Source organism: Bacillus sp. YBsi01 (assembly GCF_038406745.1).
GTDB lineage: Bacteria > Bacillota > Bacilli > Bacillales > Bacillaceae > Bacillus > Bacillus siamensis.
The window spans coordinates 2,281,156-2,294,498 of sequence record NZ_CP151679.1 but is presented as its reverse complement, the minus strand read 5'-3'; the positions used below and the strand labels follow the sequence as shown (position 1 = coordinate 2,294,498).

The window sequence follows — 13,343 nt, the reverse complement described above, 5'->3', positions numbered from 1 at the left end:
TTCAGCATGGTGAACAACATTTTAAAAGCGCCGGAAGGCCCTCCAAGTGATGTTGAGGAAATTAAAGAAAAAAGTGATTATTTGCGCGGCACGTTGAAAGAAGTCATGCTTGACCGGATTTCAGCCGGCATCCCGGACGATGACAACCGGCTGATGAAGCATCACGGCAGCTACCTGCAGGATGACCGCGATCTCCGCAATGAACGTCAGAAACAAAAGCTTGAACCGGCTTATCAATTCATGCTGCGCGTCCGGATGCCAGGCGGCGTGTCAACTCCGGAACAATGGCTTGTCATGGATGAACTGGCGCAAAAATACGGAAACAATACATTAAAGCTGACAACGCGCGAAACGTTCCAAATGCACGGAATTTTAAAATGGAACATGAAAAAAACGATTCAGAAAATCAATGCGGCGCTGCTTGATACCATTGCGGCCTGCGGAGATGTCAACCGAAACGTCATGTGCGCTTCAAATCCGTATCAGTCTGAAATCCATGCGGAAGTGTACGAATGGTCGAAAAAACTGAGTGATGACCTTCTTCCGCGCACGAGAGCCTATCATGAAATCTGGCTTGATGAGGAACGGGTGGCGGGCACTCCTGATACGGAAACGGAACCGATGTACGGGCCGCTGTATTTGCCGCGGAAATTTAAAATCGGAATCGCCGTGCCTCCGTCCAATGATATTGATGTCTTTTCTCAAGATCTCGGCTTCATTGCCATTGTAGAAGAAGGCAGACTTATCGGATTCAACGTGGCGATCGGCGGCGGTATGGGAATGACGCACGGTGATACGGCCACTTATCCGCAGCTTTCAAAAGTCATCGGCTTCTGCAAACCGGAGCAGCTGTATGATGTAGCGGAAAAAACCATTACGATTCAGCGTGATTACGGAAATCGTTCCGTCAGAAAGAATGCCAGATTTAAATATACTGTTGACCGTCTCGGTCTGGAAAATGTAAAAGCTGAGCTGGAAAACCGCCTCGGCTGGCAGCTGGATGAGGCGAAACCTTATCATTTTGACCATAACGGCGACCGTTACGGATGGGTGAAAGGCGTAAAAGGAAAATGGCATTTTACGATGTTTATCGAAGGCGGCCGTGTCACGGACTATGAGAATTATAAGCTGATGACAGGATTACGTGAAATCGCCAAAGTCCATACGGGAGATTTCCGTCTCACCTCTAATCAAAATCTGATTATCGGCAATGTGACGAGCGAGAAAAAGAAACAAATCAGCGCATTAATCGAACAATACGGTCTGACAGACGGCCGGCAGCATTCCGCCCTGCGCCGCAGTTCAATGGCTTGCGTCGCGCTTCCGACATGCGGGCTCGCGATGGCCGAAGCGGAGCGGTATCTGCCAAAGCTGATTGATAAAATTGAAGCCATTGTTGACGAAAACGGTCTGCGGGATGAAGAGATCACAATCCGTATGACTGGCTGCCCGAATGGCTGCGCCCGCCATGCGCTCGGCGAAATCGGATTTATCGGAAAAGCGCCGGGAAAATATAATATGTATTTAGGAGCTGCATTTGACGGCAGCCGTTTAAGCAAAATGTACCGGGAAAATATCGGTGAAGAGGAGATTCTCAGTGAGCTCCGCACCATTCTGCCGCGTTATGCGAAAGAGCGCGAGGAAGGCGAACACTTTGGAGATTTCGTCATCCGTGCGGGCATTATTAAAGCGACAACAGACGGAACGAATTTTCACGAATAAGATGAGCTGCTGAAACAATTTACTAAAACAGTAAGAACGCAGCCGTGCGAAAAGCCTGTTTTCATAGAAAACAGGCTTTTTCTTTTTTTAGAAAAAAAGTAGCCGAAGGCAAAAAAAGTTCCCCGTGAGCACGTTATGAGAAATTTTAAATAAAAACGGGTAATATAAGAGAAGAAAGGTTGTGTGCGGAAAATACACCGGGCCAGCCCGGTAATTGGCTCCGGCCTTTGACAGGGGCCATGAGAACAGGCAATGATGATTCAATGCAGCAGATGAAGGAGGTCATGCTTTGGACATATTTTTAGTCGTACTCGTACTTTTAACCATCATTGCGATCTCCAATATTATAAATCGGTTTGTCCCCTTTATCCCGGTGCCTCTGATTCAGGTGGCGCTCGGTATCATTGCGGCGTCATTTCCGCAGGGGCTTCATTTTGAACTGAATACCGAATTGTTTTTTGTTTTGTTTATCGCTCCGCTGCTTTTTAACGATGGAAAACGGACGCCGCGTGCGGAACTTTGGAATTTAAGAGCGCCGATTCTGCTTCTCGCACTCGGGCTCGTGTTTGCCACGGTCATTGTCGGCGGTTACACCATTCATTGGATGATTCCGAGCATTCCGCTGGCCGCCGCGTTCGGGCTGGCGGCGATCCTGTCACCGACTGACGTTGTTGCGGTCAGCGCGCTGTCAGGGCGTGTGAAGATGCCAAAAGGCATTCTGCGTCTCCTTGAAGGAGAAGGGCTGATGAATGATGCATCCGGCCTGGTCGCTTTTAAATTTGCGATTGCGGCTGCTGTGACGGGCGCATTTTCGCTGGCGCAAGCCGCGTTCAGCTTTGTTTTGATTTCAGCCGGCGGTTTACTCAGCGGTGTCGTCATTTCTTTTTTGATTATCCGTTTCCGGCTGTTTTTGCGCCGCCTCGGCATGCAGGATGTCACGATGCATATGCTGATTCAAATTCTGACGCCGTTTGTCATTTATCTGGCGGCTGAAGAAATCGGCGTTTCCGGCATTTTAGCGGTTGTGGCCGGCGGCATCACGCATGCGGTGGAGCAGGATCGTCTTGAATCAACGATGGTCAAACTGCAAATCGTCTCTGCAAGTACGTGGAATATTATTTTGTTCATTCTTAACGGTCTTGTTTTCGTCATATTAGGAACGCAAATACCGGATGTGGTTTCTGTTATTTTTAATGATACCGCGTTTAACAATATGATGGTCATCGGGTACATTATCGTCATTACGCTGACGTTAATGATTCTCAGATTTTTGTGGGTGCTGTTTTTTTGGAACGGCAAGTGGTTTTTTAACAAGGATCAGAGCATTTATAAGCCCGGCCTGCGCTCCACGCTGCTGATTTCAGTTTCAGGCGTCAGGGGAGCGGTCACGCTTGCGGGTTCCTTTTCCATTCCGTACGTGCTCTCCGACGGCTCGCCGTTTCCTGAACGGAATTTGATTCTCTTTTTAGCCGCAGGTGTTATTTTGTGCACATTGGTGCTGGCGACAATCGTACTGCCGATTCTGACTGATAAGCCGGAAGACAATGCGAAAGAGAAGAAAGTCAAATTGCTGACAGCGAGACGGAAGCTGATAAAGGCTGCTTTATCAGCCATCAAAGAAAATATGAATGAGACAAACAAAACGGCTTCTTTTGCGGTCATTGCCGAATACAATGAGAAAATGAAAAATCTCAGGTTTCAGCAGTTCACCGTAAAAAACCGCACGAAAAAAGATGAGCGGAAAGTCCGCGCCCAAGGGATACAGGCTGAACAGGAAGAACTGCTCCGGCTGATTGAGCGGGGCGACATCCCGGAAGAAACGGCTGACAGCCTCCAGGAACGGTTTGATGAACTGGAAGTGCTGTATACGAATCCGTTTAAAGTCGGCTTATCTAAGAAAAAGCTGAAACGCCTGATGTACTGGATCTTTTTCGGTGAACAAAAAAAGCCGGAAATGTCGATTTTAAATGAAGAAGGCCTCATTCGCGCCACAAGGGTTAAAACGGCAAAAGCGGCGATTGAAAGCCTGAAAAAACACATGACCGAAGAAAATAAAGATGTGACGCTTGCCGTCATTTCCTTTTACAATCACCTGATTTTCAGGCTGGGGCACTCGTATCACGAACAGAATCCGAGCCGCCGTTTTGAAAATCAAAAACTCGAGATCAAACTGCGGGCCGTGCAGGCCATCCGCAACGAAATCCAAACATTATTCGAAGAGCGGGAAATCTCCCGCGACATGTCACATGAGCTTCGCCAATACATCAATGATGTGGAAGCGGCGATGCTTGACGGAGATGAATAAATGAAAAAAGTCCGGCATCTGTGTGCCGGACTTTTTTTGATTACGGACGATGGAATTCGACGTGATCGCCGTCGCGGTCAAACCAGCCTCTGAAGGCCCAGTTGATCCAGCCGCCATCGCCTTTGTTGGTGAAGCTTCCGTCTTCAAACACCCAAATGCCGTATGTGATGCCGTCATAAACGGCGGAACCGTAAAACTGAACGCCGTTAAAATGATCTTCATATTCCTGGCTTAAATTAAACACCATGACATTATATTTTTGTCCTGAAGCGTAGAATGAAGATTCCATTAAGTTTTTGACGAAGCCGTCACGGTTTTGCGCCGACTTAATCGCGTCAGCAATCGAATTGCCGATGCCGAGCAGGTCAACATCAATGTTTAAACCGACATCTTTTGCGGAGACATCTGACTTTTGCTGTGCCATGTTTTGAGGGACCGGGTTTTCTTTTGCGGATACAAAGGACAGAGGAGTCAGGGACAAAGCGGCGCCAAGGGCAACGGACATTGGGATGCGTATACGTTTCATCGTATTTCCTCCTTCGATTGTTTGGTGGCTACATTAGCGATTTACCCGGTCAGTTACCGGGCTAACCGGATTTTTTGAAAAATAGGAAAATAATAACGTTAGTGGTACCTGGGTACTAAAGATGGTTTCTGTTATAACGATGAGCGTATAATTGGTTTCTTACGGCGGAAATGTGAGATAATAATAACCGTTTACATAATGACTAGAAAGGATGGTTCAACGTGGCAAAAAGCTTAAAAGATACTGTAAAGCTTCATAATGGCGTTGAAATGCCGTGGTTCGGCCTTGGTGTATTTAAGGTGGAAAACGGAAGTGTAGCGGCGGACTCTGTCGAAGCGGCAATCAGAAATGGCTACCGCAGCATTGATACGGCGGCAATTTATAAAAATGAAGAGGGCGTCGGCGAAGGCATCAGAGCGGCGGGCGTTGCCAGAGAAGAGCTGTTCATCACGTCAAAAGTGTGGAATGAAGATCAAGGATACGAAACGACACTTGACGCGTTTGAGAAAAGCCTTGAGCGCCTCGGCCTCGATTACCTCGACCTATACCTGATTCATTGGCCGGGCAAGGATAAATATAAAGACACATGGCGCGCTCTTGAAAAGCTGTACAAAGACGGCAAAATCCGCGCGATCGGTGTCAGCAACTTCCAAGTGCATCACTTAGAAGAACTGCTGAAAGATGCTGAGATCAAGCCGATGGTCAACCAGATAGAATTCCACCCGCGCCTGACTCAAAAAGAAGTAAGAGATTTCTGCAAAGCGCAGGGCATTCAAGTGGAAGCATGGTCTCCATTGATGCAGGGACAGCTCTTGGATAACGAAGTGCTGTCACAAATTGCGGAAAAACATAACAAATCGGTCGCTCAAGTGATTTTGCGCTGGGATCTTCAAAACGAAGTCGTTACCATTCCGAAATCCATTAAAGAGCACCGCATCATAGAAAATGCCGATATTTTTGATTTCGAACTGTCACAGGACGAAATGGAAAAGATCAGCGCATTGAACAAAGATGAGCGTGTCGGCCCGAACCCGGACGAGCTTCTGTTCTAAGAAAAAAAACAGCCCTTTGCGGGGCTGTTTTTCTTTACATAAATGTCCGTGTCTGCCGTTTTACGCTGAATCTGTATGCGGCTATTAATAAAAGGGCGGCGGCGAAGGCTCCCAAAATGATGATGTTCAGCGTCAGGCTTTGGAGCGTGCGGCCGTGCTGCAATTGATCCACCGTATCAAGCACCCAGCGCTGAGGCAGAAATTCGGCGATTGTCTGCACTGTTTTCGGCATAATATTGCCCGGAAAAAAGCAGCCTGCGAGCAAGCATGTCGGCACGACGATCAAATTCAAAAGCGCCGATGCCGAAGCGCTGCTATTGGAAAAACCGACGGCAATAAAGGCGATCCCGATTGCGCTTAATGCAAACAGCATCATCAGAACGAACAGCTGCCACAGCGGGAAAGACGGATGAATATGAAAAGCGGCGCCCATAAAGAGAACGGCGAATAGAATTTGGACGGCCATGATAATGATATTCACCGCCGCGTTTGCCAATACATACTGCTTTGACGTGATCGGCGTTGACAGAAGTCTGTAATACGTTCTGTTTTCTCTTTCTTTAATCATCAGTTCCGTCAGGTTGCCGGCGGAATAGAGCATAATGATAATGAGATACCCGATGACTGAGTAGGTCATTTCTTTATGATTCGAAGTATCTTGTAAAACAGCGGACTCCGTTTGAATCGGAGAATGCTTGAAATCGGCGTACATCGCCTGAAAGGCTTTCTCGTCTCCGCCGGAAGATTTGCCGATTGAGGCGGCGCTGTTTATATAATTGTACAGATAAGAGCTGACATATCCGGTGACCTGGGCGCCTTTCAGCGAGGTCATGCCGATGTGAGCCGGTTTTCCGTCTTTTACACTTTGGGAAAAGCCTTTTTCAAACGTAACCAGCGCTTCCATTTTTCCCGATGCGATCTTGGATGAGGCGGATGCAGCCGTTTCCTCCGAAACTTTCACATGATCCAGTCCTTTTAAAAACGTGACCGTATCCTGTGCCACTTCTCCGCCGTCTTGATTGAGAATGCCGATATTGAGCGTTTCGGCTCCGCCGTTGGCATTGGACATGAAGGAGAGAAAGACGCCGATCAGCGGAGCCCCGATATAAAGAATGAGCTGTTTTTTGCTTTTTGTGATTCCTTTGAGCGTGTGTATAAACAGCCACCAGAAGTTTTTCATTTTACAGTCCCTCCCGTCTTTGAAACGTAACCGCGGCAATCAGCAAAAAGAGCGCCGCTAATGCTGTGTTTAAACCAATTGCGGGCCAGGCGGCCGATACGTCATTTGCGTATATGATGTTGTTAATCGCCTTATTGATCCAGGATAAGGGCGACAGGGAGGAAATTCCTCCGCCTTCATATTTATAATAGGCGCCGCCGATAATGGCCATCACTTGAACGATGATGACGGTGATTAATCTGGCGCTTTCTGGTTTTTTGGTCAAATAGCTCAGGCTGAGCCCGAAGCTGACGGCCAAAAGAATTTCAGAGGCGAGAATCAAAAGCACAAGTCCCATGTGGCTGCCCCAATCGGCTTTTAAAATAAATTTGCTGAAGGCGACAACGGCAAGGATTGTCAGTACGTTCACAGCCATAATGCCGAGCATCTTTCCGAGAAAGATATCGCTTTTCCGGAGCGGAGCGGCAATCAGGCGATCGGCTGTGTGGCGTATTCTTTCCCCGCGGAACAAGGTGCTTGCAAAAATCGAGGCGTACAGCCCGATCATCGTCGTCATGGACACCGCGTAAAAATCTTTCGCTTTCGGTTCCTTCGCTTTGTTTAAAGACGTCTGCTTCATATAATCGCTTTTTATTTGTCCGGCGGAAGGTGCCTTATGCGCCTTGTATGCGGCGGCGCCTGCTTTGTATTGGTTGGTGAAAGCGGTGAGCATGCCTTCGACGATCGTGCCGTTCATACCGCTCCGGTCATTTGTATAAACTTGAAAACCGCTGTTTTTGACAGTGACGAAAGCATCCGCCTGATTTTCACGAACGTCGTTTTTGCCTTTTGCCGCCGTATCCGCTTTTTGAAAATAGACATGCTCTTTTTTTGCGGCTTTCATAAACTCAGTAAAATGATGAGAAAGCGGTCCGTTTGACTGGTCCGTATATTCGACCTTGATGTGTCCGACCGTCACTTCTGAATCAAAGGCGTTTGATAATGCCGCAGAGAGAATCATCATAAAGACGATCGGAAAAGCAAGCATGAAAATAAAGGTCCGTCTGTCACGGAAACTGATTTTGATTTCTTTCCCGGCGATGTGCAGAATATTCATTTGCAATCCTCCTTTCAGTTGGGTCAGTCGCGCAGGCTTCTGCCTGTCAGAGTGAGAAATACCGTTTCTAAGTCGGGGGCCTGTTCCTGTAAAGAGCGGATTTCAATTCCTTTGTCCATGAAGTACCGGATCAGGCGGTTTAAATTGTTGACCCCTGTGTCAGAGCTGATTTTCACGCTGTTTTCTTCCAGTGCGGCGGCTCTGACGCCGGGAAGATCCTGAATATCGCCGAGGCTGATGCCGTTTCCGGATGACAGCTCAATGACGACGTCCTTTGTGTCGGTAATGATGGAGGTAAGCTGTTCCTTTGTGCCTTCTGCGATGACTTTCCCGTGGTCAATGATGGCGATGCGCGTGCATATTTCTTCAACTTCCTCCATGTAGTGGCTCGTGTAGATGATCGTGCAGCCCATTTCATTCAGCTTTTTCACTGATTGCAGAATATAATTTCTTGATTGCGGGTCAATGCCGACCGTCGGTTCATCCATGATGATCAATTTCGGCCGGTGGGCAAGGGCGCAGGCGATATTGAGCCGGCGTTTCATTCCGCCGGAAAAATGCTTCGGCAGATATTTATGTTTATCGCTCAAGCCGACGAATGTCAGGGCTTCCTCGACCCGTTCTTTCAGAGCCGACCCTCTCAGTCCGTACAGCCCGGCGAAGAACTTCACATTTTCATAGGCGTTTAATTCTTCGTAAATGGCGAGGTCCTGGGGGACGATGCCGATATTCATTTTCACGGCTTTGCTGTGTTTGAAAATATCTTTTCCGAGAAACAGAATGTCTCCGTCAGTAGGTTTTAAAAGGCCTGAGATCATGTTGATGGCCGTGCTTTTTCCGGCTCCGTTTGCGCCGAGAAACCCGAAAATCTCACCTTCTTTTACAGCAAGCGACATTTGGTCAACGGCGGCGTAATCGCCGAATTTCTTACTCAGCTGTTTGAGCTCCAAAATGTTCATATTTCCACCTCTATGTCTTATGATGTTCTAATTATAAAAAAAAGAATGAACGGCCGTTAGTGCAGCTGTTCATTCTTTTGACATGAGAATCCTCATATTTTTCACATGAAAACATTCACTTATTCAATAGGCAGTAATGTCGTGACGGAAAAACCCGCCGTGCCGTCAAAAATGACAGTTCCGTGCAGGGCGGCGGCCCGTTCTTCCATACCGAGCATGCCGAGGCCTTTTTTAAAGCGGACGGCGCCGTTTCCATTATCTTTCACTTCCGCTTTCACGGCTTTATTCAGCACTTGAATATCAATGGAAACCTGTGCGGCATCGGCGTATTTCATCGCATTGGTCAAAGCTTCGGTTACGTTTTCCTGAATGACTTTCCAATGCATCTGCGTCAGCCTGTCCAAATCGCCTTGATGCGTAAACGGAACCGGCATGCCGTTTTTAGCCGAAAATTCATCAATAAATATTCTTAATCGGTGAATGCCCATTTGTTCAGCGGGCGGTTTCATATTTTTCAGCGTAATGCGGATATCTTCTATGCCCTCTTTGGAAATCGTAATGGCGTTTTGAAGCAGTTCAGCCGCTTTGTCCGGACGGGAGCCGAGCATCCGCTTCGCCGCTTCCATCTGAATGAGCGCGCCGGTCATGGAGTGGCCGATTTTGTCATGGATGGCTTGGGACAATCTGTTTCTTTCCTCGAGTTTGCCGGTATACTCCGATTGTTTGATATATTCTGTGCTGCTGTGCAGCTGTTTCGTCAGCTTTTCAATGCTTGCCCGCATGCTGTCTGACTGCTCCTCATATGTCTTCAGCCGATCGTTTGACCGGGCGGCCAAAACGAAAATCGCCAGACAGAACAAGGTCATGACGGTATACGTCGGAAGATCGCCGTACGGGATAAATAAAAACGGCAAAAACACGAGCAGGCAGCACACATAGCGGTGAACCGGATATTCGGCAAGAACGGCAAAAATGGCGGGCGGCAGAAGAAACAGAAACGCCGGATGGCCTCCGGCGGAAAGCAAGGCGGTCAATGCCAGCGTCATGAGGGTGATCCCGCGCCTCCAAGCGGTCGGCCTGATCATGCAGACCGCAATGCCCAGACACAGATAAAGCAGCAGAAACAAGACGGCGTACGGCATGTAAGGGCGGTCGGCCGATACGAACAAAAAGGCCGTATAAAAAATGACGATCAGTCTGCTCATCAGCATCCAAAAATCCATACCGTTCAACGCTCGTTATCCACCTTCCCGGTGATATAATAAATCGCGATCTGCGTTCTGTGCTCAAGACCCGTTTTCCCTAAAATAGATGAAATATAATTGGCCGTCGTCCCTTCAGAAATGAAAAGCTGTTTTGAAATTTCTCTGTTCGACAGTCCTTTCGCAATAAGCGACATGATGCTGAGCTCTCTTTCAGTAAACTGGCTTTCATCAATCTGATGCGCGGCTTCCGCCGGCCGGAAAAGGCTGTCTTTTATTTTATCCAGCACGGTGTCCTGAAGGATGCTGTGCCCGTTGAAGACGCTTTTGATCGCATCGCGGATCCGTTCCGGCTCGGTGTTTTTTAATAAATATCCTTTTGCGCCGTTTTTAATCGCTTCTAAAATATACTCGTCGTCGTCAAATGTCGTCAGGATCATCGGCTTCGTATCCGTTTCCTCCGCGATCCGTTTTGCGGCTTCGACGCCGTTCATCACCGGCATGCGGACGTCCAATAAGGCGATATCGACGGGATTGTGTTTACAATACTCTGCCGCCTCTAATCCGTTTTCCAGCGTTGCCGATACTGTAAATTCCTCATATGTATGCAAAATGATTTTCATTCCTTCTCTGATGAAAGAATTATCATCCGCGATAATGACATTAATTTTCATAGCCGCACCCTTTGTGTGTTTTTATTTCATTATATACCATCCGATTTTAAATCAAAAAGCCTCCCGGCGAAATGTGGTCGGAAGGCGGATCGGTCAAGCCGGTTTTTTCAGTTGGATGAAAAACAGCATCAGAAAAGAAATCATCATAATACAGATCACCCACACCCAGGCGAGTGTTTCATTGCCGGAATCCATGGCGACGTAAATCGCTGTCGGCAGTGTTTGGGTGACGCCCGGGATATTCCCCGCAAACATTAAAGTCGCCCCGAATTCACCGAGCGCCCTTGCGATACTGAGAATGCTTCCGGTCAAAAGGGACGGAAAGGCAAGCGGGACGGAAATGCGGGTGAATACCTGCCATCTGCCGGCTCCGTCTACTTTCGCCGCTCCTTCGATGTCAGGATCAACCGCAGCGAAACCCGTTTTGGCAGACTGATACATAAGCGGGAAGGCGACAATGGCCGAAGCGATCACCGCGGCCCACCACGTGAAAATGACGGGCTGGTGAAAAATCCGCTCGATCGCCCGGCCGATAAAGCTGTGTTTCCCGAAAATGATAATGAGGATGAAGCCGACAACGGTAGGCGGAAGAACGAGCGGGAGCATAAACAGCGTCTCCACAGCCGTTTTTCCGGGAAATCGCGCTTTCGCCATCCAGGCGCCTGCAAGCGTTCCGAGAAGGATGACGGCGATGCCCGAAGCCAAAGCCACCTCAAAAGACAATACGATTGGGGTGAAAAACTCCGAAGCCGTAATGTTACTTGGCAGTAAATCCATATTTCTTAAACACTTTCATCGCTGCATCTGACTGCAGATACTGATAAAACGCTTCTGCTTCTTTACGGTGCTTTGTATCCTTGACGATGCCTAGCGGGTACACGATCGGATCGTGTGTTTTCGCCGGTGCTTCATCGGTGATTTTCACCTTTTTCGAAATGAGAGCGTCTGTTTTATAGACAAGCCCGGCATCGACATTTCCGGTTTCAACATAAGAAAGCACTTGGCGGACGTCTTTGGCATAGACGACTTTATCTTTTACCTTGTCCCACAGGGATAATTTAGTCAATGACTGTTTGGCGTATTGTCCGGCCGGAACGGATTCAGGCGTGCCGAGCGCGATTTTTTCCGTGCTGTCTTTTTTCAGGTCATTCAGATGTGTAAGGTGTGCGCTGTTTTTCTCAGGCACGATCATGACCAGTTCGTTTTTCAAAAGGTCCGTGCTGTCCTTTTTGTCGATATCGCCGTCATGAACAAGCTTTTCGAATTTATCTTCGGCTGCCGAGAAGAATAAATCAGCTCCTGCGCCTTGGGAAATTTGTTTTTGCAGTGTGCCTGATGATCCGAAGTTGTCTTGGATGGCAACGTTTGAATGTGATTTTTCGTAGTTGGTTTGGATTTCTTTAAGCGCGTCCTGAGCGCTGGCCGCCGCGGAAACGGTCAGCGTTACTTTTTCGTTTTGTCCGCCTTTGGCCGATTGTCCGGATGAGCAGCCCGCAGTTGCGAGGAAAACGCCCATAACCGCAGCTGTGAATAGTGTCGCTTTCTTTTTCAACATTGTGCACCCCTTATAACTGAATATCATTAGATAAAACTAATTATAACGTAATTGTACGTGAGGGTGCGGTTTTTTTTCAATATGTGAACCGTTATAATAAAAACGGAGCGTGATAATATGACAGAAGCCACTTCCTATACAATAGAAGAAGTTGCGGGCCTTCTGAAGGTCTCAAAACTGACAGTATATGATTTGATAAAAAAAGGACTCATTTCGGCGTACAGGGTCGGAAGACAGATGAGGGTCGATGAAGAGGACTTGAAACAATATAAAGAAAACATGAGGATGTCTAAAGAGCCATCAGCAGTCAAGGAGGCTGATCCGCCCCGCAGGCCGGAGCCGGAAAAAAGCCAGTCTGTTATCATCAGCGGCCAGGATGTGTCGATGGATCTCCTCAGCAAACAGCTGGAACAAAAGATACAGGCGTCTCCGCTTCGCAAGTACAGCGGCAGCTTAAACAGCTTGATCGAGATGTACCGGGGAGCCTGCGACATCGTCAGTCTGCATCTGTATGATGGGGAGACGGGGGAGTATAACATCCCGTATGTGAAGCGCATTCTTTCAGGAGAGCCGTTTGCGCTCTTTCATGTCGTGCTTCGGCAGGCCGGATTATACGTGAAAAAGGGCAATCCGCTGAACATTCAGGGCTTTCAGGATTTGAGCAGAAAAGATGTCCGTATCGTCAACCGCGAAAAAGGTTCAGGCGCGAGGGTGCTGCTTGATGAACAGCTCAGATCATTCGGCATCAAGCCGTCTGATGTCGCCGGATATCATGACATTGTCACGGATCATTTGTCAGCGGCTTCACAAGTATCAGGCGGAAAAGCGGATGCGGGAATCGGCTCGCAGCATGCGGCGCATATAGCCGGTACGGATTTTATCCCGGTAATCAGGGAGCAGTACGATGTGGTCGTCTTAAAACAAAACCGGGAGCTTGTTCAAAGCGTGCAGGACATTCTCAATTCCGAGGAATTCAAGTCTCAGCTTTCTCAATTATCCGGATATGATACGAAAATGACCGGTCGGCTCATATATGAAACATAAAAAACCCCTCCAATGACGGAGGGATTTT

The 13,343-nt window shown here is 48.0% G+C and carries 12 protein-coding genes; 4 read left to right on the top strand and 8 right to left on the bottom strand.

The annotated features are described in order from the left end of the window. Nucleotides 1-6 precede the first annotated feature (6 nt). Nucleotides 7-1,722: an assimilatory sulfite reductase (NADPH) hemoprotein subunit gene (gene cysI / locus AADZ70_RS11460; RefSeq protein ID WP_095241342.1), complete on the top strand. Its 1,716-nt coding sequence runs from the start codon at nucleotides 7-9 to the stop codon at nucleotides 1,720-1,722. Between the two features lie 289 nt (nucleotides 1,723-2,011). Then, nucleotides 2,012-4,027: a Na+/H+ antiporter gene (locus AADZ70_RS11455; RefSeq protein ID WP_047477146.1), complete on the top strand. Its 2,016-nt coding sequence runs from the start codon at nucleotides 2,012-2,014 to the stop codon at nucleotides 4,025-4,027. 40 nt (nucleotides 4,028-4,067) lie between these two features. On the opposite strand, the gene AADZ70_RS11450 is transcribed toward AADZ70_RS11455, so the two are convergent. Next, nucleotides 4,068-4,553, bottom strand: coding sequence for a hypothetical protein (locus AADZ70_RS11450; RefSeq protein WP_016937938.1), 486 nt, complete (start codon nucleotides 4,551-4,553; stop codon nucleotides 4,068-4,070). Nucleotides 4,554-4,774: 221 nt separating this feature from the next. On the opposite strand from AADZ70_RS11450, the gene AADZ70_RS11445 reads away from it, so the two are divergent. Continuing rightward, nucleotides 4,775-5,605: an aldo/keto reductase gene (locus AADZ70_RS11445; RefSeq protein ID WP_099744848.1), complete on the top strand. Its 831-nt coding sequence runs from the start codon at nucleotides 4,775-4,777 to the stop codon at nucleotides 5,603-5,605. A 34-nt stretch (nucleotides 5,606-5,639) separates the two neighbouring features. Here AADZ70_RS11445 and AADZ70_RS11440 read toward each other — a convergent pair whose 3' ends face one another. From AADZ70_RS11440 to modA, 7 genes are all read right to left on the bottom strand, one after another. Further along, nucleotides 5,640-6,785 carry an ABC transporter permease gene (locus AADZ70_RS11440; protein ID WP_342007058.1) on the bottom strand — a complete coding sequence of 382 codons (1,146 nt, stop codon included), beginning with the start codon at nucleotides 6,783-6,785 and terminating at the stop codon, nucleotides 5,640-5,642. Between the two features lies 1 nt (nucleotide 6,786). After that, a complete protein-coding gene (locus AADZ70_RS11435) occupies nucleotides 6,787-7,881 on the bottom strand; it encodes an ABC transporter permease (RefSeq protein WP_095241344.1) in 1,095 nt (364 codons plus the stop codon). Nucleotides 7,882-7,904: 23 nt separating this feature from the next. Further along, a complete protein-coding gene (locus AADZ70_RS11430; protein WP_049627358.1) occupies nucleotides 7,905-8,840 on the bottom strand; it encodes an ABC transporter ATP-binding protein in 936 nt (311 codons plus the stop codon). 119 nt (nucleotides 8,841-8,959) lie between these two features. After that, nucleotides 8,960-10,063 (bottom strand): sensor histidine kinase, encoded by a 1,104-nt coding sequence (locus tag AADZ70_RS11425; protein WP_342008060.1) that lies wholly within the window; start codon nucleotides 10,061-10,063, stop codon nucleotides 8,960-8,962. A 5-nt stretch (nucleotides 10,064-10,068) separates the two neighbouring features. Next, the gene (locus AADZ70_RS11420) at nucleotides 10,069-10,716 is read right to left on the bottom strand and encodes a response regulator transcription factor (protein WP_029575311.1); all 648 of its coding nucleotides are present in this window, start codon (nucleotides 10,714-10,716) and stop codon (nucleotides 10,069-10,071) included. A gap of 93 nt (nucleotides 10,717-10,809) precedes the next feature. After that, nucleotides 10,810-11,493, bottom strand: coding sequence for a molybdate ABC transporter permease subunit (gene modB, locus AADZ70_RS11415; RefSeq protein WP_047477529.1), 684 nt, complete (start codon nucleotides 11,491-11,493; stop codon nucleotides 10,810-10,812). Beyond that, nucleotides 11,474-12,271: a molybdate ABC transporter substrate-binding protein gene (modA, locus tag AADZ70_RS11410; RefSeq protein ID WP_342007057.1), complete on the bottom strand. Its 798-nt coding sequence runs from the start codon at nucleotides 12,269-12,271 to the stop codon at nucleotides 11,474-11,476. The genes modB and modA overlap by 20 nt, the downstream gene beginning before the upstream one ends. 117 nt (nucleotides 12,272-12,388) lie before the next feature. Between modA and AADZ70_RS11405 the strand changes: the two genes are divergently transcribed. Continuing rightward, nucleotides 12,389-13,315, top strand: coding sequence for a substrate-binding domain-containing protein (locus AADZ70_RS11405; protein WP_342007056.1), 927 nt, complete (start codon nucleotides 12,389-12,391; stop codon nucleotides 13,313-13,315). The last annotated feature ends 28 nt before the right edge of the window (nucleotides 13,316-13,343 follow it).

What these genes read in the sequence shown, in the direction of transcription:
- cysI (WP_095241342.1), top strand. Translation starts at nt 7, where the DNA reads ATGGTGAACAACATTTTAAAAGCGCCGGAAGGCCCTCCAAGTGATGTT.
- AADZ70_RS11450 (WP_016937938.1), bottom strand. Translation starts at nt 4,553, where the DNA reads ATGAAACGTATACGCATCCCAATGTCCGTTGCCCTTGGCGCCGCTTTG.
- AADZ70_RS11440 (WP_342007058.1), bottom strand. Translation starts at nt 6,785, where the DNA reads ATGAAAAACTTCTGGTGGCTGTTTATACACACGCTCAAAGGAATCACA.
- AADZ70_RS11435 (WP_095241344.1), bottom strand. Translation starts at nt 7,881, where the DNA reads ATGAATATTCTGCACATCGCCGGGAAAGAAATCAAAATCAGTTTCCGT.
- AADZ70_RS11430 (WP_049627358.1), bottom strand. Translation starts at nt 8,840, where the DNA reads ATGAACATTTTGGAGCTCAAACAGCTGAGTAAGAAATTCGGCGATTAC.
- AADZ70_RS11425 (WP_342008060.1), bottom strand. Translation starts at nt 10,063, where the DNA reads ATGGATTTTTGGATGCTGATGAGCAGACTGATCGTCATTTTTTATACG.
- AADZ70_RS11420 (WP_029575311.1), bottom strand. Translation starts at nt 10,716, where the DNA reads ATGAAAATTAATGTCATTATCGCGGATGATAATTCTTTCATCAGAGAA.
- modB (WP_047477529.1), bottom strand. Translation starts at nt 11,493, where the DNA reads ATGGATTTACTGCCAAGTAACATTACGGCTTCGGAGTTTTTCACCCCA.
- modA (WP_342007057.1), bottom strand. Translation starts at nt 12,271, where the DNA reads ATGTTGAAAAAGAAAGCGACACTATTCACAGCTGCGGTTATGGGCGTT.
- AADZ70_RS11405 (WP_342007056.1), top strand. Translation starts at nt 12,389, where the DNA reads ATGACAGAAGCCACTTCCTATACAATAGAAGAAGTTGCGGGCCTTCTG.